Here is a 19,379-nt window from a genome sequence, read left to right as displayed (position 1 = left end):
GAAGTGTTGATGCGCCGCAAAAATGAATCCGCGAAGACGTCAGCGGCGAAGCTTAAGCAGCCGGCGCGCGGCTTCGTCCAGTGTGGCATCGGTTTTACTGAAGACAAAGCGCACCTGCTGCGCGCCCTGCGCCGGATCACTGTAAAAACTCGATCCTGGAACCGCGGCAACCCCGACCTTTGAAACCAGATGCTTGGTGAATGCCAGATCGTCAGCAAAACCAAAACCGGCGATATCGGTCATGATGTAGTAAGCGCCCCGCGGAAGATACGCCACAAATCCAGCTTCCACCAGTGCAGAGCGCAAACGCTCGCGCCGATCGCGATAGCCATCAGCCAAGCTCTTGTAGTACGAAGCGGGCAATGCGAGCGCAGCGGCAGCCGCCTCCTGCAGCGGAGCGGGCGCGCCAACGGTAAGAAAATCGTGCACCTTGCGAATGGCGTTCGTAAGTAGTGCCGGGGCCACTGCCCATCCCACGCGCCATCCGGTAACGCTGTAGGTTTTGGAAGCACCATTGATGGTGATCGTCCGCTCGCGCATCCCGTCCAGCTTTGCCATCGAGATATGCTCGGCGCCGTCATAAATTATGTGCTCGTAGATTTCGTCGGTGATCGCCAGAGCGTCATGTTCGATGCACAAATCGCGAATTAAATTGAGTTCTGCGCGCGTGAATACTTTGCCGGTGGGATTGTTGGGAGTGTTAACGATAATAGCTTTGGTATTTGAGCCGAAGGCACGCCGCAGTTCACGCTCATCGAAGGTCCACTCACCGGCGGGATCGGCTGGCGGCCGCAATTTCACAAAGCGGGGACGGGCGCCGGCAATGATCGCATCCGGACCATAGTTCTCGTAATACGGTTCGAAGACGATGATCTCGTCGCCAGGGTTGGTCACCGCCAGGAGCGAAGAGATCATCGCTTCGGTGGAACCGCAGCAGACGGTGATTTCGGTTTCCGGATCAACGTCCAGTCCCTGCCAGACCTTCATGTGGCGGGCTATTGCCTGGCGCAAAGACTTCGAACCCCAGGTGATCGCGTATTGATTTATATCAGCGGCGATGGCTTCCTGCGCGGCACGTTTGATCTCCGCAGGAGCCGAAAAGTCAGGAAAACCCTGGGCGAGATTGATGGCACCGTGGAGCTGCGCCTGGCGAGTCATCTCGCGGATCACTGACTCGGTAAAGCGTTCGGCCTTCTCGCTTATCAAAACTTTTTTGGAGGCTGGCGTCTGCAGAATCGTTTCTCCTTTCCGCTACGGGATGCTGGCAAGAGCATCTTTGTCGCGAGCCCGTCGGACAGCATCTACCAGTGACCTCGCAGTGCCAATAATCTTTTGCAAATCACCATTGCGTAGCGCCGCGGTATCTACCAGGTCAGCGCCCACACCGAGCGCGAATGCGCCAGCACCGATGTAGTCTCCAGCATTGGATAAATTCACGCCCCCCGTGGGGATCAAGTTAATGTCGGGAAAGGGCGCCCGCAAAGACCTGAGGTACTTCGGTCCACCAACGTTGCCGCAGGGAAATATCTTTACCAACTCGGCTCCCTCGATGCTGGCTGCCATCAATTCGGTTGGCGTCAAGGCTCCAGGGATGGCCAGCTTGCCGGCAGCTTCCGCAACGCGCAGGACCGGAAGCGACAGCCCGGGGCTCACCAAAAACTCAGCTCCAGCGGCCAGGCACGATTCAGCTTGCTTAGCTGTCAACACGGTGCCGGCGCCGGTTAGCACTTTTTTCCCATATTGCCGGACCACTTCTCGGATCACAGCCACAGCGTTCGGAACCGTCATGGTAATTTCAACTACCGAGATCCCGCCCGCAAGGATGGCTTCTACAGCACGCGAGGCTTCGTCCGGACTCCCTGCCCTTACCACGGGCACGATCCCGATCTCGCCAATTCTGCGGATGACCTCGTCTCTAGTCATTATTGGTTTTCAGCGAGCGATGCGCGCCGTTTGCGCCTTCATTACTTGCAGCACCTCTTCCAGGGTCGCCATGCTGGTGTCCCCAGGCGTGGACATCGCCAGCGCACCGTGTGCGGCGCCACACTCCACCGACCATTGCGGCTCTTTGCCGGTCAGAAATCCATAAATCAAACCAGAGGCAAAGGAATCGCCACCGCCTACCCGATCGTAAATCTCCAGGTTCTTCCTGACCGGTGCCTCATAAAATCGGCCATCACAATAACAGATTGCGCCCCAATCGTTCACCGTGGCAGTTTTCGCGTGCCGCAGAGTCGTCGCCACCACAGAAAGATTGGGAAAGTCCCGTGCAACTTGCTCGATCATCTGCTTGAAGTTGGCTGGATCGAGCGAAGAGTGGCCCTCGTCAACGCCGGCAACATCGAAGCCCAGTGCGGCTGTGAAATCTTCTTCATTGCCTAGCATCACGTTAACCAGCGGCGCTAGCAGGCGATTGACCTCTTGCGCCTTCTTTTTTCCTCCGATTGATTTCCACAGTGAGGCACGGTAATTCAGATCATAAGAAATCACCGCGCCCGAACGTCTTGCCGCTTCCATGGCTTCCTTGGCCACTAACGGCGTGGTTTCTGAGAGGGCGCAGAATATGCCGCCGGCGTGGAACCAGCGGGCGCCTTCTTTATCAAAAATCTGCTTCCAATCAATATCGCCGGGCTTGAGCTGCGAAATTGCGGTGTGTCCCCGGTCAGAGCATCCGAGCGCGGCACGGGGTCCGAAACCGCGTTCAGTAAAATTCAGGCCATTGCGTACGGTTCGGCCCACGCCATCGAATGGCATCCAGCGAAGGTGCCGCAGATCCACTCCGCCTTGCAGCATCAGATCTTCTACCAAGTGGCCGACGGCGTTATCGGCAAGGGCGGTCACGATGGCGGTCCTCATGCCAAAACATCGCCGCAGGCCGCGCGCGACGTTGTATTCACCGCCTCCCTCGAAGGCTCGAAAGTGTCGCGCGGTAGCTACGCGAAAGTCGCCGGGATCGAGGCGCAGCATCACCTCGCCAAGGCTGACCAGGTCCCACTGGCACGACTCCTTATTCTTGAGCTTTAATGCGGCCATGTTCTTTGAACGCTCATTACTAAGAGCGTTGCTGCACAACCTGAGTCTTCACCGAATTTTCTTCCCGATGCGGCTGGGTAACTTCGGCCAGACGAAATCCAGGATCCACGAGCAGCCAAGCCAGGCAGCCAACCACACACATCGCGGCGGCCACCAGGAATGAAGCGGTCCAGCCAAAGCGAGCAGCGATGATGGGCGTAAGTGAGGCAGTGAGTGCACCACCCAATTGGTTTCCCGTGTTCATGAATCCAGAAACCGACCCCGACGAAGAGCCCGCAATGTCAGCCGTCACCGACCAGAAAGCGCTTTGTGACAGATACAATGCGCCAGCTCCTCCAGCGAGCACGACACTGGCGAGGCGAACGCTCTCTACTCTGGAACCCATTACAAGAAACACCGCAGCCAGGGAAATTGCCACGCTGGCAACAACGCATCTTCCCAATCGGGCACCCCGGGAGCGCGTCAGCCGGTCGCCGATAATACCACCGAGCGGCGAGGTTACTGCCATCGCGAGGAAAGGCAACGTCGCGTAAAAGGCGCTGGCCTTCAAATTCAGTCCCCGCACCTCGGCAAGGTAGATGTAAAACCAGCTGAAAAAGATCCAGGCGACATAGCCGTAACAAAAGTAGCTTAGGGTTATTGCCAGAACGCTTCTGCTGGTCAGCACGCTGGTCCAGGGAACCAGTGATGAGATGGGCCGTCGTTCGGCCGATGCCTTGAGACTTAAACCCGAACGAATGGCTTCGCGCTCAGCCGCGGAAACACTCGGGTGCAGTTCCGGAGTGTCGCGAGCGATGAGAAACCAGACTGCCCCCGCCAGCGCTCCAATCAATGCACAAACAAAAAATGAGGATCGCCAGCCGTGATGAATCATGACGTACGTAATCAATGGAGGGGTGAGACCCGCGCCGACACCTACGCCGGCAAAGATGAGGCCGTTGGCGAGCCCACGGTCCTTGCTCGGAATCCAGCGCGAAACGAATTGATTAGACGCCGGATAGATGACAGCTTCTCCCGCTCCCAGCAAGAACCGTAGGGAAATGAAAACAACAAGTGCGCCACGGATCCCCGGAGGGACAACAGCGGCCAACGCGGTAAAGATTCCCCACCACAACACCCCCGCCGTGAGCACTCGCCGTGGACCAAGGCGGTCGGCCAATCGCCCTCCGATTGTCTGAAAAAGCGCGTAGCCCAGGAGAAAAGCGCTGAAGACGGGCCCAAGCTGAATTTTGCTGAGATGGTACTCGCGGGCGATCGAGGTGGCGGCAATCGAAAGATTCACCCGATCGAGATACGCCACGGCACTGAGAATGAAAAGCCAGAACACCAGGAACCAGCGCACGTTGGTAGATTTTTCGCTGGTCACTTTTGCTCCTGGATTGCGGAAACGGTTGCGGCGTTTCGACTCTCATGGCAACATCGTTGCTTCTCGCGGAAAGTCCCATGATCAATGTTGCCCGCTACTTCGCAGTTGGAGTCTTGAGTACGGTGGTCGCGCTCCCAGCGAACGCGCAGTTGGGAACGTTCTCCAAAGAACAGCGCATCGCCTTCACACCTGAATGGCGCGGCGAGCGCTTCCCTGACGGCCGTCCGATGGTTCCCGATGCTCTGCTCTCCCGATTTAAAGACATCACTGCAGAGGAGGCGTGGGACGTCCTGCAAGATGCCGGTTTTCGAAACCAGTTTGAGGGCGGATGGAAGGTGATTAATCCGGGAGAACGACTGGTGGGACGAGTTGTAACTGCGGTCTTTATGCCGCATAGGCCGGATGTAGACGCCGTGATTCAGGCAAACGGAAAGAAGGAATCGCGTGTGGGCGGCGAGAACTCCTGGGTCATAGATATTCTGAAGCCGGGGGACGTGCTGGTGGTGGATTTGTTTGGCAAAATCCGCTACGGCACATTTGCGGGCGATAATCTCTCGACTGCGATCTACGCGCACAGCCATAACGGCCTGATCGTGGATGGTGCAGTGCGCGACACCAGCGGCATACAAGAGATCAAGGGATTTCAGGTTTACGTGCGCGGCGCCGATCCCTCCGCGCTCGAGGGCACAATGTTGATGGGAATCAACGTGCCAATTCGAATCGGCAACGCCACGGTGATGCCGGGAGACATCGCGGTGGGCGACCCCGAGGGAGTTACCTTTATTCCTCCGCAACTCGCGCAAAAAGTGGCTGATGACACGGAGATGACCCACTTCGTGGACGAGTGGGGACACATGATGTTGCGCCAGGGCAAGTACACGCCGGGTCAGATTGACGCCAGATGGACAAAGCCAATGATCGAAGAATTTAATAAATGGCTGGAGCAGAAAGGCTCCAAACGGCGCATGGCGCCTCAGTAGGCAAAGCGAGAGCCGGTGTCTTTGCGGAACGGACTTCACTATTGGCAATTCCCATCCTTCAGCAGCTGAGGCATATATCATGCTGCATGTGCCCGAAACATGCGTACCAACTGGTCGGCGATAATCTTGTCTTCTCCGGGTTTGAGCATGAATGAATTCATATCCAAACCGATCGGGCTAGATCCCAAAACGATTCTCGGTTTCAGTCCCTTCAAATAGGTGGAAGCGTCATGGGGGGTAAGCGCGATGCGCCGGGGATCCCAATTGATCTGCATTGTGGGAACGTGATTCGCGATATCAGGAACGAAATAAGCAGTGCTGACGCCCGGCACCTTTGTGAGCTCGCGGGAAATCGTATCCAGCCTTCCCCACCATTCTTTGTTGAGCGCCTCGTGATCTTCGTTCAGATAAAGCTCTAGAGCTTTGATCATCCCAATAATCTCTTCCTTCCCCACTTTCTGGCCACGACCGAGTGTGTCCTCATTCGGGCTGTTGTTCAGCAGAGCATAGGAGACCAGGTCCTTGCGACCGGTTAATAACCCGGCGCATTGCGGACCTCGAATAGCTTTTCCCCCGCTGAATGCGATCAGGTCATATCCCATATGGGCGTAATCCCAAAGATGAGAAACCGGCGGAGTATCCGCGGCCGCGTCGTTAAAAGCCGGAATCTTATATTCCTTGGCCAGCTTCAGCCACTCGTCCACCTTGATCTCTCCCGCCGCATTCGCAAAGTTGGAGAAGTGCATCATTGCTGTCTTGTTGTTGACCGCCCTGCGCACATCGTCGCGAGTTTCGACTTCAATCAGCTTTATGCCGGTGGCACGCAGTTGATGATCGAATCCGTTGCGATGTGACTTTTGAATGATTACTTCGGACTTCATCCCGGTGAGGTCGGGCAGTTGTTTGATAAAGGTTTCGTTGTCCCCGGTAAGAATGCCGGCCAATCCGGACATCATAGCTCCGGCTGCGCCGGATGTTACTAGGGCAGTGTAGCCATCCGGGAGCTTCAGCATTTGCGCGATGCGATTGCCGGCTGCGACCTCAAGGTCGTTGATGCTGACGAAATGCTTTCCGGCTTCGGCCATAATGGCCTCAACCTCAGGACGAGGCAGCGACCCGCCGAGCACGGTCATGGTCCCCTGGCCGTTGATCACGGTGGCCAAGCCAAGTTCTTCGTAAACATTGCCTGACTGGCCGAAACCTGTGGGCCCGCCACTGCGGGACGGGGCGCGGCCAAGGAGGCTACGCGGCCCGGCCAAGGCCCAGCCTGCAGCCACGGTCAAAGTACTCAGAAAACTTCGGCGGTTCCAACTCGCACTCAGTCGCATCATTGCTCCTCTCGATTACATGGCTACGGTAACGCAAAGCTGAACAGGTCCGTTCCCGACGCGATCGCAACAAACTGCTTCCCATTGACCGCATAACTCATGGGGGACGCATGTAATGTTTGGCCCGTGTTGAAATGCCAAAGCGGCGCACCGGTCTGCGCGTCCACCGCCTCAAATGATTGGGCATCATCTCCGAAGAACACTAGCCCACCGGCGGTGGTCATGGTCCCGCCGGCAGAGTGACCGGGACCCACCTGCGGCAGACGCCAGGCGAGTTTTCCTGTGTCCAGGTTGTAGGCGAGGAGCAGCTTCTCGCCCCTCTCGCCGGGAAGGTGTTTCACCCCGGTGGAGTAATAGGTACGCCCCTCCGAGAATTCCTGTGGCTTGGAGAAAAACATCTCGCAGTCTTCCAGCGCCATAAAATACAAGAGGCGAGTGGCCGGATTATACGAAGGAGAGAACCAGTTGGTTGCGCCGGCATAGCTGGGACATACACGAGTTCCCTCTAGTGTCGGCTTTACGTCGGTACGTATGGGTCTGCCTTCGGCGTCAATTCCCTTCGCCCAATTCAATTTTTCGGCGAACCGCAGGGCGGAAAGGAATTTCCCGCTCGTCCGATCAAGCACATAAATAAATCCGTTACGATTTGCCTGCAGCAAGAGCTTACGTGGTGAGCCTTTATAAACAGCGTCAACCAGCACCGGGGTTTCGGTAGCGTCGTAATCGAAGAGGTCGTGGGGAGTGAATTGGAAGTACCACTTCAGCTTGCCGGTATCGGGATCAATCGCCAGCACGCAGTCGGTATAAAGATTGTCGCCGGGCCGGGTGGTACCGTCGAAATCGGGAGCGGGGTTGCTAGTAGTCCAATAAAGCGTGTTTAGTTGAGGGTCATACGTACCCGGCATCCAAGTGGTGCCGCCACCGTGCAAATAGCTGTCTCCAGGCCAGCTCGAAGACCCAAACTCTCCGGGCGCAGGAATCGTCCAGAAACGCCACGCCTGCTTGCCGGTCTGAGCGTCATAGGCGGCAAGAAATCCGCGTACCCCGTCGTCTCCACCAGAAGTGCCAACCAGAACTTTATCTTTCACCACCAGCGGGGCACTGGTCGCCCCATAGTTTTTGTTATCGGCCGCGTAAGCGACGTCCCAAATCAAATTTCCGGAGCGCGCATCCAGGCAAAGCAGATGGGCGTTGTCGGTTTCCATATAAATTCGTGAATGCCAAATGCCCACACCTCGCGTCACATGCTGGGAGGCGTCATCGATCAACCCTTCAGTCACCGGACGGGCGTGATGCCAGATAGTTCTTCCGGTACGCGCATCCAGAGCATAAGCATCATTGGCAGCGGTGACGAACATTATTCCGTTTACTACCTGTGGCGTGACCTCAAGGAAGCTCACATTGGAAGCGTGGAAGACCCACTGTGCACGCAACTGGGCTACGTTGCTGCGGTTAATTTGAGAGAGAGTGCTGTAACGCTTCCCCGAGTAATCGCCGTTGTAAGACAGCCAATTGGCTCCCAGTGGCTGTGCAGCAATATCGGCGGGAGTTACATCAATAGCGGTTGAGACTGCCGAATCCGCGCCGTCTCCAGCGGACGCAGAGATGCCAATGGTCGCAGCGGCGCAGCCGAATATGGCGCTCATACTCATGAGTCGCAGCCAAGAACGCATCCCTTAGTGACCCTTTTCCGTTCGGCTTACGGCAACTTCGCCCAACGATCCGCGGTCGCTTCCCTGATCATCAATCAGATGAAGGGAAACACGGCCCGTCGTTTGCGGGACCTCAATTTTCTGATTCAGTTCCACTGCGCTGGTTGGATCTACTCGTAGCAGAGAAACATCACTCATGTGTGCGCCGCGCGCGTCGTAAGCACGTGCTATCAGCTTGCCGGAGAAGAACACGCCGATGGTTCCAGAAAGTTCCACGCCACCTGCGACATTGGAGCACTTGAGTGGCCGCCCTACGACACCGGCATCCGTCACCGCGGACAACTCCCGTCCCATGCGCACGGGAAACCAATGTGTATCCATGGCGTACGCTTCCCCAGGGCCTAGACGGGCCATGGGGCTATTCAGTTCGGCTTCCATGTAATAAAGCGCATCGTCAGGATTCGACGCGCTCAGCTTCGCCGCGTCGTTGCCGTGCACTTCAACACTGGGTCCGTTGGTGTAGAAGATTACGGTCGCTTTGCCCGGGTAATCGGCGCCCGGTTGATAGCGAAAACGCTCAACCATCCCGTAACCCGATTCTCCGTCCGCTACTGCTAACCAGCCGCCAGTCGAATCAATCCAGATTTCGTTTTCAAGGTACGAGTAGTGGAGGGTGAACAATGAATCGTGGATTCCAAAAACAGGCGCATCGGCCACTCCGGAACGTACGTGAAACCGGTTGGGGTAAGCGCTGTTGGTGTTCACCGGAGTGAATGCCCAGAAATCATGGTTGTAGCTGCCGGGAGATTTCGCATCCGCCAAATCATATTGGGAGACGGATTGCATTGACCAAGTGATCGGGTGTCCGCTCGCATTCTTCATGACGGCGTGAAAGGAGACTTCCGGCGAGTCACTACGGAGGCTGATGTCGCGGGAATATTGCAACCCGGTTAGCGGGTCGGCAGGCCCATCCAGTCGCGCCGTACACATTGGACCGCGAAAGAGGACCTTAAATTCGTAAACGCCATCATCGAGTGGATCCGCGTATGGCCCAGGCCAATGCTGCTCGTCCTCGGTGCCCTCGGGCATCGGCCAGACTTTGTCGCCGCCGTAATTGATCCAGCGTCCCTTGGCGTCGGCAGGAGAAATGTATTGGCCTTTATAATGGGCGTTGACGAATAGATAAGGGTGGCTGCCAAAGGTCACCTGCATCAGGCGGCCTCCGAGTTGCGGGACGATAGTAAGTCGTACCCAATCATTCGAAATTTCTTGGGCTTTCCATCCCTCGAAAGTCGCGGAGCGAATTTGGCACGGCGCATGAGCGGCAGTCGGTGATTGTCCCCAAAGGGCCCCGCCCATCAGACCGCAAATTGCCACAACCATGCTCGCGCAACGTTTCATCTCACGGCCGATTCGAGAGGGCCTCTGTGGCGGGCGCGAATGTCAGTTGCGGCAACATTGCCTCGAGGCGGCAAATCAGGCGACGGCCGAAAGCTTTGGTAGCCCAGTTCCCGGGAGATCTTCAAACCGGCATCCTGGATCAACGGCGCCAACTGTCGCAGGCGTGCGACCGGCATGCGGACCGCCGGGCCGGTAATGCTGAGGCTGGCATTGACTCCTCCGGTATGGTCCCAGACAGGAGCGGCGATGCAGCGGATGTGCGGTTCGTTCTCTTCCAAATCGCAGGCGTAGCCGTTCTTTCGCACTCGCTGCAAGTGGGTCTGCAATTCTTGAATGCTGCCAATGGTGTTGGGCGTAAGCCGCTTCAACTGGCTCTGCTGAAGAATGTCGTTCCGCTCGTTCTCCGGCATGTAGGCCAACAAAATCTTGCCTACGGCAGTGCAGTACAGCGGAACCGCCGCCCCAATGCGCGAATAAATGCGCAGCGGTTCCATGGAGTCAAGCTTCTCCACGTACACCGCAGAGAGCCCATGCCGCACAGTCAGATGAACCGTCTCACGTGTTTGCTGGTTGAGTTCGCGAAGAAACGGCAGGCTGAGGCGACGAATATCAAGCTGCCCCAGCGCAGCCTGGCCTATGGAGAAGCAGGCGATGCCTAGATGGTAGTGGCCGGTGCCGTCACAGTTGAGAAAACCGGTTCCGTCCAGATTTACCAGGAAGCGATGCACGGTGCTGACCGGGAGTCCCGACAGTTTAGAGACTTGGCTGGCGGTGAGGCCCTGATCCGATTTCGCAAACAGGTTGAGCAGTCGCAAGCCGCGCTGAAGGGCGGTGATGTTGTAGGTACGTTTTGGTTGAACAGAAGGTGGCATGGGGTGATCTCCGCAACTTAATTGCCGACCTAAAAATGAAAGTGCGGATTATCTGATGAAAACGGCATTAATGCAATAGCCCACTCTCGGCAAATTACAGCCGTCCGAATTTCTTGATCGCTTCACCCAGCGACTTGTATTTTTCTATATAGGGGTACATGGAATGCTCTTTGAAGTCCATCTCCTGTGCGCGGGTCAAAACTTCCTGCGCCCTGGCGCGTGGAACCACGGCAATCCCGTCCGCATCGGCGACAACGATATCGCCAGCCTGAACCGGCACTCCATCACACGTAACCGGAACATTGGCTCCAGCGAAGCGGTAATGATTTACGGATGTGGACGGAACCATGCCGAGTGCGTAAACCGGAAAGCCGATTTTCCTCAGATAGGCGACGTCGCGCACGCCGCCATCAATTACTGCACCCGCGAAGTTTCGCGCCGACATCGCGGTTCCCATGAGGCCACCCATCCCGGCTATATCGGCTCCGTCTTCAACCACCATAACGTAAACCGAATCGGGAGAGCCCTGGTCTATGGCTGCAATCATTCCGCTGAGGGCCGCCGGGTCGTTGTTCGCTTCTGCCTTTTTCAGCGACACGGTGAGCGCATACCCGGCAAATTTACTGGGGAAAATTGGCTGCATGCGATGGGTCATGTACATTCTCTTTCCGGCAATCTGCTCCAACGCGTCCGAAACGGATGCGACTTCCACGTGGCGAAATCCTTCCAAGAGCGACGTGCTTCCGGTCTGGCCTGCAGACGGGCTCGCCTGGGACTGCGCTGGAAGGAGCCGGGCCAGACCATAGAATGCCGCCGAAAATGAAAGGACGAAGATGAGAACTGTCCTGATGTGGCCGGTAGCGAACTTGGGGAATTTGTTCATTCCGTGCTCCTGGTTGTATATATGTTCGCGGACTGTAACATTTCCCGCGAATTGTGGAAAGGAGACCGACATGAAGTCGCACACATGGAGACGGCTGAGCGCCAGGGTTGTATTTTGTGCAACGGTTCTGTTGATCGGTTCCGGGCTCGCCCATGGGCAGGAAAAACACGTGATCCCCGGACCTAAGGGCTTGCCGTTCAGTGACGGAATTGCGGTGGGCAACACGCTCTACATTGCGGGACAGCAGGGCACCGGCAAAGACGGCAAATTAGCCCCCGGGGGAATCGGCCCGGAAACCGAGGCCACGCTCCGAAATGTGGAGAAGGTAGTCAAAGAGGCCGGCTTTGAGCTGAAAGATATAGTCGCTGTGACGGTTTACCTGTCCGACATCAAGGAATTTTCGGAGATGAACAAGGCGTATAAGAGCATCATGCCCGACCCCAAGCCCACACGCGCCACGGTCCAAGTGTCGGGGATGGTGAACGATGCCCGAGTGGAGATTTCTGCGATTGCGGTGAAGCAGAAATAGGCCACGGAATCTGCGCTTTGGCTCTTCAAAAAAAGAACTGCGGTGACATTTCATTGTGTGAAAAAGAATTTTATAAGCTTAGTTGGTCGAGAGGCGTAGTCGCGCTCCTTTTGTGTGCGGCCATGCTGTCCACTGCCCAGTCGCAAGAACCGCCGGGCTCAAAGCCGACACCTTCCCCCAATGGCACCAACACGGCAGCGACACTTGAGGGGCAGCGGGTTTTTAATTCCAGCTGCGCCTCATGTCATGGCTTGGATGGGCACGGCAGCGAACGAGCTCCTGACATAGCCACTCGCCGCGAGGTGCAACGCCTATCCGAAGATGAGCTCTTCGGCATTGTTGATAGCGGCCGACCCGGGGGAGGGATGCCATCATTTCACTCCATTGGCAACTCCGGCATTCATGCCGTGGTCAGTTATTTGCGCATCCTGCAAGGCAAGTTTCAACATGCCACCTTGCCGGGAAACGCGGAGGGCGGCAAGAAACTTTTCTTCGGGAAGGCCGGTTGCTCCCGCTGCCACATGGTAAGAGGGGAAGGCGGCTTCATTGGCTCGGACCTGACGGCGTATGGCGCCTCAGAATCAGTGGACGACGTACGCGATGCGATTACTAAACCGGCAAAAAATTTGGGGCCGCACGATCGCCATGTGGTGATATTAACCCGTGAGGGCCGGACTTTTACGGGCATTGCACGGAATGAAGACAACTTCTCATTGCAGCTACAAACGCTGGATGGCGCCTTTCATCTTTTCATGAAGAATGAACTCGCCAAGGTAGAGTACCCGTCAGAATCCCTTATGCCCTCTGACTATTCTTCCAGACTTAGCCGACAGGAATTGGACGACATTGTTAGTTATCTAATCAGCGTTGCAGCACCGAAGGAGGCCGAAGAGGGAGCCTCAAGCGCCAGCGAGCGGAACAAAGAGAACGATCGTTAAACCGCTCAGAAATAAATTATGAGAACTCTTAGGTCTGTAGCGGCGCTAGCTTTGCTGGGCATTCTTCTGCCAAGCGGTTCAAGGGCACAGGAGGAATCCCATCCGCGCAGCTTCCAGTTGCAGGCGCAATCACCAGCGTTCTGGAAACTGGTGGACCCCAAGGCGAAGCCCAGCGTTGTCGCCAGCGGCTTCGGGTTTACCGAGGGGCCGGTGTGGGACCCGGCCGGCTTCTTGTATGTGAGTGACGAAATCGCGAACAAGATTTTCCGTGTCTATACCAACAAGACGGATGGGAGAAAAGAAACCCTTATCGAGCTGGGTGACCCTGACGGCAATACCTTCGATTCGCGTCATCGGCTGATTGACTGCGCGAGTGTGATGCGTGCAATTATTTGGGTGAACGGTTCCCACAATTCGATCCTTGCGGACCGCTATCAAGGGAAGCGTTTCAACAGCCCCAACGATGTGATCATCGGCCCGGACAGAGCCATCTACTTCACCGATCCCACACTGGATTTACCGAAAGGCGAGAAGCAGGAAATCCCGTTCCAGGGCGTGTACCGCCTGGGAGCCAATGGGCGCGTCACGCTGCTGACCAAAGACCTGTCGCAGCCCAACGGCCTGGCATTTTCGCCAGACGGCAAGCGGTTCTACGTGGACGACAGTGAGCAGCGAAACATCAGAGTTTATGACGTGGCCAAGAACGGTGGGCTAACGAATGGCCGCGTCTTTGGCGAGGAACCGGGCGGACACCATGAAGGCGTGCCGGACGGCATGAAGGTTGACCGCGAGGGAAACCTGTTCGTCACCGGGCCTAAGGGGATATGGGTGTGGGACAAGGATGGAAACCACTTAGGAACAATCGTGATGCCCGAGCAGCCGGCCAATCTGGCGTGGGGCGACAAAGATTACCGCACTCTTTACATCACCGCGACCACGTCCATTTATAAGCTACGGACTAAGACTCACGGCTACATCCCCTATCATTAACGCACAGCTACTCGGTGGCAGAAATTTCGGCAGGCACGGCGTTCTTCCTCGGCCGGCGATTTGATTGAAGGATTTTCTTACGCAAGCGGAGAGACTTGGGCGTTACTTCGACATATTCATCGTCGGCAATAAATTCAATCGCCTGCTCCAGATTCAGAGTACGAAATGGTACCAATCGGATTGCCTCATCCGCGGTAGAAGAGCGCATGTTGGTAAGTTTCTTCTCGCGAACGGCATTGACGTCGAGGTCGTTATCGCGCGAGTTCTCACCGATAATCATACCCTCGTAAACTTCCACTCCGGGACCGACAAACAGCTCGCCGCGCTCCTGAAGATTCCACAGCGCATATGCGGTGGTGGGACCGTTACGATCGGCGACCAGCGCCCCGGTAACGCGATGCGGAATTTCGCCCTGCCACTCGATGTGGCCATCAAATAGAGAATTCATAACTACCGTGCCGCGCGTATCCGTGAGCAACTCGCTCCGCAGGCCAATCAGCCCGCGGCTAGGGACGCGAAATTCCATGCGCACGCGACCATAGCCGTGATTATGCATTTTCTGCATTTCGCCTTTACGCATGCCCAGCTTTTCCATGACTACACCGACGAATTCCTCTGGGATGTCAGTGGTAAGCCGCTCCACCGGCTCCATTAGTTTGCCGCTGATTTTTTTAGTTACGATTTGCGGCTTGCCAACCATCAGCTCATAGCCTTCCCGACGCATCATCTCAATCAAAATTGAGAGCTGCAGCTCGCCCCGCCCCATCACGGTAAACGTGTCTTTGCTGTCGGTATCCTCAACTTTGATGGAAACATTGGTGAGCAGTTCTTTTTCCAGCCGCTCGCGCAGGTGGCGCGAAGTGACGTACTGTCCTTCCCTTCCGGAGAATGGTGACGTATTCACGGTGAACTGCATGGCGATAGTCGGCTCATCAATGGCGACGTTAGGCAAAGGCGCGGGAGTATCTACCGATGTGATGGTCTCACCGATAGTGATGCCGGTTACGCCGGCGACCGCGACAATATCGCCCAGATTGGTTTCAGTCACGTCAACGCGCTTCAGGCCGTCAAAGGTGAACAGCTTTGTGATCTTTACCTTTTCCAGAGATCCATCGAGCTTGGAGATCCCAACTTCTTGCCCGGTCCGCAGCGTGCCATTGAAAACCCGTGCAATCGCTAGCCGGCCGAGGTAGTCGCTGTAGTCGAGGTTCGCCACCAACACTTGCAGGGTGGCGTCGGCGTCTCCGGAAGGAGAAGGAATCGTGTTTACGATAGCTTCAAAGAGCGGCTGCAGATCTTCGCCAGCCTTCTTCGGATCGGTGGTCGCCGTTCCTAGCTTGGCATTGGTGTAGAGCACAGGAAAATCGAGCTGATCTTCAGCGGCATCAAGATCAATGAAGAGATCGTAAATCTCGTTCAGGACTTCCTGAGGCCGCGCGTCAGCGCGATCAATTTTGTTGATCACTACCACCGGCGGCAACTTGGCTTCGAGGGCTTTACTCAGCACGTATCGTGTCTGCGGGAGCGGGCCTTCACTGGCATCCACCAGCAGCATCACACCGTCAACCATCTTCAGGGCCCGCTCGACCTCCCCGCCAAAGTCGCTGTGGCCGGGCGTATCCACGATGTTGATCTTGATGTCGCCATACTGAATCGCCGTGTTCTTGGCCAGAATGGTGATTCCACGTTCGCGCTCCAGTTCATTCGAGTCCATCACACGTTCGATCATTTCCTGGTTGGCGCGGAAGACCCCGCTCTGGCGGAGCATGGCATCGACCAGGGTAGTTTTCCCGTGATCTACGTGGGCAATGATGGCAATGTTACGAAGCTGGATACTCAATGGGTTTCTCGCAAGGAGTGCTTGGTTAATTATAAACGCACGCTGATGCGCGCCGGCTGAAGGCGGAGCTTACCAGTTCCACATGGTCCCATCCAATTTGCGGTTCACCGGCAGGTAGGCGCGGTCATAGGGAAATTTAGCTGCAAGCTTCTCGTTGTAGTCCACGCCCAAGCCGGGAGCGTCGCCGGGGTGCAGATAGCCGTCTTTGAAGGAATAGTGGTGCGGAAATACCTCGTCGGTTTCTTTGGTGTGCCGCATGTATTCCTGAATTCCGAAGTTGTTCACTGCAATATCAAAGTGCAATGCCGCTGCCATGGAGACTGGGGAGAGGTCAGTGGCGCCGTGGCACCCAGTCTGAACGTGGTAGAGCTCGGCAAATGCGGCAACTTTTTTCAGATGAGTAAGCCCGCCGCTATGCGCCACAGTCATGCGAATGTAATCGATCAGTTGCTCACTGATGACGATGCGTGCATCCCAGATGGAGGTGAACACTTCGCCCAAGGCCAGCGGAGTGGTAGTGTGCTGCCGGACAATGCGGAAGCCCTCCTGCAGCTCAGCTGTGACCGCGTCTTCCAGCCAGAAGAGATGATAAGGCTCTAGACTTTTCCCCAATCTGGCGGCCTCAATGGGTGTGAGTCGATGGTGAGCATCGTGCAGCAGATGAATGTCGTCGCCATACTTCATTCGTAGGGATTCGAAAAGCTTGGGGACATGGACTAGATATTTCTCGGTTGACCAGGCGTTCTCGGGTGGCAGTCCCTTTTCCGCTGGCTCGTAAAACAGTTTGTCCTTGGCGACGCCATAGGTCGAGGGCAACCCCGGAATACCGGTCTGGGCGCGAACTGCTTTGTATCCCATGGCGATGTATTTGCCAACCTCATCCACCGTTTCATTAATGTCGCGGCCGTTGGCATGGCCGTAAACCAGCACCCCGGTGCGGCTCTTGCCGCCGAGCAGGTTATAAACCGGAGTGTTCAGGGCTTTGCCTTTAATGTCCCACAACGCCATGTCCACTGCGCCAATCGCGCCCATGGTGACCGGGCCACCACGCCAATAAGCGCCGCGGTAAAGGTACTGCCAGATGTCTTCTGTTTGAAAGGGATCGCGTCCAATGAGCGTCGGTGCAAGGTGGTCGGAGAGATATGAGGCTACTGAGAGTTCCCTGCCGTTCAGAGTAGCATCGCCCAAACCATAAATACCTTCATCGGTCGAAATTTTTAGCGTGACGAAATTTCTTCCCGGGCTGGTGATCAACACCTTGGCTTCAGTGATCTTCAAGCGTGCTCCTCAATCAAATCACAGGGCTGTTTCCAAGGTTCAAATTCTGCGCACCAAACCTTGTTCCGTGGCTCGCGTATTACGGACGAGCAACAATACCAGAACCATTCCCACCAGCGGCACCAAGCCCGCAGCGACCATGATCGGATCAAAGGAATGCGTGCCCATGGCTTGGCGCGCATCGGAAAAATGCCCGACGAGTTCAAAGGCGATGATGGTGCCGATCCCCGCGCCTGTTCCGCTAAGTCCGCTTACCGACGCAACGGAATCGCTGTTGTAGAGATCAGCGGGCAATACATTCGCCATCGTGGTGAAACATGCGTATGAGAAGGTTGCCATGCCGAATAGCAGGGCGATCAAATACAGGTTGGTTGTAAATATCGTGGGGATCAATAGCGTTACGCCGATGCCGCCGAAAATGATCAGCGACTTGCGGGCCGCGCCCAACGACCATCCGCGTTTGATCAAATAGCCCGATAAGGCGCCGCTGAAAAAACTGCCGACATCGGCTGCAATGAATGGAATCCAAATGGCGACCAGACTGCCCCGGAGTTCAATACCTTTTGCAACCAGATAAATGGGAAACCAGTCAGCGATGAAAAAGAACACCGGATCGGGCAGCGCTTTGGCGATGATCACTCCCCAGGTCTGCGGCAGTTTCAGAAGATCGCGCCATCGCGGCCGCGCGCCGTTCGGGTGCTCGGACTCACTTCGATCAGCCAAAATCATCTGGCGCTCAGATTCGTTGATTCGCGGGTGGCGTTCGGGAGGGTAGTAGAGCCACCGCCAGGCAATCAGCCAGATGAAACCAAGCACGCCCGGAATCATGAATGCCGGCCGCCATCCCCAACGAAAGAAAATCCCCAGGACAATGAAGGGCGCGATGGCGCCGCCGATAGAAGACCCGCTATCGAACAGAGCAGTGGCAAGGGCACGCTCACGTTTGGGAAACCATTCGGAAACGGCTTTGGTGGCAGCTGGCCAGTTCGCCGATTCGCCGGCCCCCAGCAGGAAGCGGAATCCAGCGAAGCTGTAGAAGCCACGGGCAAAGGCAGTGAACATGGATACGATGGAGTACCAGACCACCGCGATGCTCAACCCACGCCGGGTGCCAATGCGGTCCATCATGCGGCCGCACAGAGTCTGTCCGATCGAATACGCCACCCGAAAGGCGACAATGATGTTGGCGTAATCGGTGTTCGTCCAGTGATAGTCCCGCTTGAGGTAAGGGGCTAATAACGACAACGTCTGCCGGTCAATGTAGTTGATAACCGTTGAGGCAAACAGCAGACCACCGATCCACCAGCGCAGGGCGGGAATCGCGCGGGGCCTGGTGGATGTGATTTGTCCGGCCGTCGCCATCGCGGGTAATGCTACCGGAGTCACTGAGCAACAGCCATTACTTACTTGCGATCGAGCCGGCAGCGGAGCGCAACGCCGGACTCAACAGCGCAGCGGAATTCTTATCGAGATAAATTGTCGTATTGGGGTGCGTGCGCAATATCGAGGCTGGCGCCATGGGACTGACCTCGCCTTCGAAGCAGGCCTTGACGGCTTGCGCTTTGCGCGAGTCCGGGACGACCGCAATGATCTCTTCCGATTTCAGGATCTGCTGAACAGACATGGAAATTGCCTGTTTTGGCACTTGCGAGATGTCCGCGAACCAAGCCTCGCCTACCTGTTGGCGCCGGCAAGCCTCGTCGAGATTGACGATAAGGTAGGGCTCTTCAGTTTTGAAATCTGCGGGCGGGTCGTTAAAGGCAATGTGGCCATTCTCGCCGATGCCAAGAAACGCGATATCAACCGGGGCCGACGCGAGCGCGGCACCTTCCCGGCGGACAACTGTCCCGGCGTCGCCATCGCCATCGAGCAAGTGGTATTTCTTGATCCCAGTTTTTTGGATCAACTGCTCCAGAAGCATCCTGCGAAAGCTGCCCGGATGAATAATGGGCAGGCCAATGTACTCGTCCAGATGAAAAGCTTCCACGCGCTCCCAGTCAATCTGTGGCTGTTTGGTGAGCGCCTGGAGAAATTCCTTCTGCGAAGCGGCAGTGGCAGCGATAATCCGAGCCTGCCTACGGGCCTTTATAGCTTTGCGTATGGCGTTAGCAGCCTGCTCGGCAGCCGCTTGGCCGAGTACAACCTTGTCGTCAAAAATCCTGAGGACCACGGCGTGCTCTCCGGGCGCCAGCCAGCGCATTCCACTTGTCGGAGCCGGCATTATATAAGAGCCGCGGAGGACGCCCGCGCGCTTCTCACGTGGTGAAAATCTGACGGCTAAAAAGATGT

17 protein-coding genes are annotated in these 19,379 nt (G+C 56.3%); 4 read left to right on the top strand and 13 right to left on the bottom strand.

Features of this window, described 5'->3' with window-relative positions; translation table 11 throughout:
- Positions 1-39: 39 nt before the first annotated feature.
- From VFA76_06350 to VFA76_06335, 4 genes are read right to left on the bottom strand one after another with little or no spacing between them, the layout of a single operon-like run.
- Positions 40-1,206 carry an aminotransferase class I/II-fold pyridoxal phosphate-dependent enzyme gene (locus VFA76_06350; GenBank protein HZR31456.1) on the bottom strand — a complete coding sequence of 389 codons (1,167 nt, stop codon included), beginning with the start codon at positions 1,204-1,206 and terminating at the stop codon, positions 40-42.
- Between the two features lie 45 nt (positions 1,207-1,251).
- Positions 1,252-1,923 carry a bifunctional 4-hydroxy-2-oxoglutarate aldolase/2-dehydro-3-deoxy-phosphogluconate aldolase gene (gene eda, locus VFA76_06345; GenBank protein ID HZR31455.1) on the bottom strand — a complete coding sequence of 224 codons (672 nt, stop codon included), beginning with the start codon at positions 1,921-1,923 and terminating at the stop codon, positions 1,252-1,254.
- Positions 1,924-1,932: 9 nt separating this feature from the next.
- Complete coding sequence (locus VFA76_06340; GenBank protein HZR31454.1) at positions 1,933-3,033, bottom strand: sugar kinase; 1,101 nt, start codon at positions 3,031-3,033, stop codon at positions 1,933-1,935.
- Between the two features lie 19 nt (positions 3,034-3,052).
- Positions 3,053-4,399, bottom strand: coding sequence for an MFS transporter (locus tag VFA76_06335; GenBank protein ID HZR31453.1), 1,347 nt, complete (start codon positions 4,397-4,399; stop codon positions 3,053-3,055).
- 44 nt (positions 4,400-4,443) lie between these two features.
- On the opposite strand from VFA76_06335, the gene VFA76_06330 reads away from it, so the two are divergent.
- Complete coding sequence (locus tag VFA76_06330; GenBank protein ID HZR31452.1) at positions 4,444-5,379, top strand: RraA family protein; 936 nt, start codon at positions 4,444-4,446, stop codon at positions 5,377-5,379.
- Between the two features lie 77 nt (positions 5,380-5,456).
- Here VFA76_06330 and VFA76_06325 read toward each other — a convergent pair whose 3' ends face one another.
- From VFA76_06325 to VFA76_06305, 5 genes are all read right to left on the bottom strand, one after another.
- Complete coding sequence (locus tag VFA76_06325; protein ID HZR31451.1) at positions 5,457-6,710, bottom strand: aminotransferase class V-fold PLP-dependent enzyme; 1,254 nt, start codon at positions 6,708-6,710, stop codon at positions 5,457-5,459.
- A gap of 20 nt (positions 6,711-6,730) precedes the next feature.
- The gene (locus VFA76_06320) at positions 6,731-8,359 is read right to left on the bottom strand and encodes a PQQ-dependent dehydrogenase, methanol/ethanol family (protein ID HZR31450.1); all 1,629 of its coding nucleotides are present in this window, start codon (positions 8,357-8,359) and stop codon (positions 6,731-6,733) included.
- Positions 8,360-8,383: 24 nt separating this feature from the next.
- Positions 8,384-9,742: a hypothetical protein gene (locus tag VFA76_06315; protein ID HZR31449.1), complete on the bottom strand. Its 1,359-nt coding sequence runs from the start codon at positions 9,740-9,742 to the stop codon at positions 8,384-8,386.
- 14 nt (positions 9,743-9,756) lie between these two features.
- Positions 9,757-10,632: an IclR family transcriptional regulator gene (locus tag VFA76_06310; protein ID HZR31448.1), complete on the bottom strand. Its 876-nt coding sequence runs from the start codon at positions 10,630-10,632 to the stop codon at positions 9,757-9,759.
- 94 nt (positions 10,633-10,726) lie between these two features.
- Positions 10,727-11,515, bottom strand: coding sequence for an RraA family protein (locus VFA76_06305; GenBank protein HZR31447.1), 789 nt, complete (start codon positions 11,513-11,515; stop codon positions 10,727-10,729).
- Positions 11,516-11,585: 70 nt separating this feature from the next.
- Here VFA76_06305 and VFA76_06300 point away from each other — a divergent pair, with 70 nt between their 5' ends.
- From VFA76_06300 to VFA76_06290, 3 genes are all read left to right on the top strand, one after another.
- The gene (locus tag VFA76_06300; GenBank protein HZR31446.1) at positions 11,586-12,044 is read left to right on the top strand and encodes a RidA family protein; all 459 of its coding nucleotides are present in this window, start codon (positions 11,586-11,588) and stop codon (positions 12,042-12,044) included.
- A gap of 122 nt (positions 12,045-12,166) precedes the next feature.
- A complete protein-coding gene (locus tag VFA76_06295) occupies positions 12,167-12,982 on the top strand; it encodes a c-type cytochrome (protein ID HZR31445.1) in 816 nt (271 codons plus the stop codon).
- A gap of 18 nt (positions 12,983-13,000) precedes the next feature.
- Positions 13,001-13,972, top strand: a complete 972-nt coding sequence (locus VFA76_06290) for an SMP-30/gluconolactonase/LRE family protein (protein ID HZR31444.1) — start codon at positions 13,001-13,003, stop codon at positions 13,970-13,972.
- 7 nt (positions 13,973-13,979) lie between these two features.
- Here VFA76_06290 and typA read toward each other — a convergent pair whose 3' ends face one another.
- The 4 genes from typA to VFA76_06270 form a co-directional block, all read right to left on the bottom strand.
- Positions 13,980-15,812: a translational GTPase TypA gene (gene typA / locus VFA76_06285; GenBank protein HZR31443.1), complete on the bottom strand. Its 1,833-nt coding sequence runs from the start codon at positions 15,810-15,812 to the stop codon at positions 13,980-13,982.
- 69 nt (positions 15,813-15,881) lie between these two features.
- Positions 15,882-17,090: a D-mannonate dehydratase ManD gene (gene manD, locus VFA76_06280; GenBank protein HZR31442.1), complete on the bottom strand. Its 1,209-nt coding sequence runs from the start codon at positions 17,088-17,090 to the stop codon at positions 15,882-15,884.
- Positions 17,091-17,129: 39 nt separating this feature from the next.
- Complete coding sequence (locus VFA76_06275; protein ID HZR31441.1) at positions 17,130-18,452, bottom strand: MFS transporter; 1,323 nt, start codon at positions 18,450-18,452, stop codon at positions 17,130-17,132.
- Positions 18,453-18,489: 37 nt separating this feature from the next.
- Positions 18,490-19,311: a glucosamine-6-phosphate deaminase gene (locus tag VFA76_06270; protein HZR31440.1), complete on the bottom strand. Its 822-nt coding sequence runs from the start codon at positions 19,309-19,311 to the stop codon at positions 18,490-18,492.
- Between the last annotated feature and the right edge of the window lie 68 nt (positions 19,312-19,379).

The sequence above is a fragment of the Terriglobales bacterium genome (genome assembly GCA_035651655.1).
Taxonomy (GTDB): domain Bacteria; phylum Acidobacteriota; class Terriglobia; order Terriglobales; family Acidobacteriaceae; genus DASRFG01.
Note: the sequence above shows the minus strand (reverse complement) of the source record. Positions and strands in the feature narration are given on the sequence as shown.

What these genes read in the sequence shown, in the direction of transcription:
- VFA76_06270 (HZR31440.1), bottom strand. Translation starts at nt 19,311, where the DNA reads ATGCCGGCTCCGACAAGTGGAATGCGCTGGCTGGCGCCCGGAGAGCAC.
- VFA76_06310 (HZR31448.1), bottom strand. Translation starts at nt 10,632, where the DNA reads ATGCCACCTTCTGTTCAACCAAAACGTACCTACAACATCACCGCCCTT.
- VFA76_06305 (HZR31447.1), bottom strand. Translation starts at nt 11,515, where the DNA reads ATGAACAAATTCCCCAAGTTCGCTACCGGCCACATCAGGACAGTTCTC.
- VFA76_06315 (HZR31449.1), bottom strand. Translation starts at nt 9,742, where the DNA reads ATGGTTGTGGCAATTTGCGGTCTGATGGGCGGGGCCCTTTGGGGACAA.
- eda (HZR31455.1), bottom strand. Translation starts at nt 1,923, where the DNA reads ATGACTAGAGACGAGGTCATCCGCAGAATTGGCGAGATCGGGATCGTG.
- VFA76_06320 (HZR31450.1), bottom strand. Translation starts at nt 8,359, where the DNA reads ATGAGTATGAGCGCCATATTCGGCTGCGCCGCTGCGACCATTGGCATC.
- VFA76_06275 (HZR31441.1), bottom strand. Translation starts at nt 18,452, where the DNA reads ATGGCGACGGCCGGACAAATCACATCCACCAGGCCCCGCGCGATTCCC.
- VFA76_06295 (HZR31445.1), top strand. Translation starts at nt 12,167, where the DNA reads ATGCTGTCCACTGCCCAGTCGCAAGAACCGCCGGGCTCAAAGCCGACA.
- VFA76_06330 (HZR31452.1), top strand. Translation starts at nt 4,444, where the DNA reads ATGGCAACATCGTTGCTTCTCGCGGAAAGTCCCATGATCAATGTTGCC.
- VFA76_06290 (HZR31444.1), top strand. Translation starts at nt 13,001, where the DNA reads ATGAGAACTCTTAGGTCTGTAGCGGCGCTAGCTTTGCTGGGCATTCTT.
- VFA76_06340 (HZR31454.1), bottom strand. Translation starts at nt 3,033, where the DNA reads ATGGCCGCATTAAAGCTCAAGAATAAGGAGTCGTGCCAGTGGGACCTG.
- VFA76_06325 (HZR31451.1), bottom strand. Translation starts at nt 6,710, where the DNA reads ATGATGCGACTGAGTGCGAGTTGGAACCGCCGAAGTTTTCTGAGTACT.
- VFA76_06300 (HZR31446.1), top strand. Translation starts at nt 11,586, where the DNA reads ATGAAGTCGCACACATGGAGACGGCTGAGCGCCAGGGTTGTATTTTGT.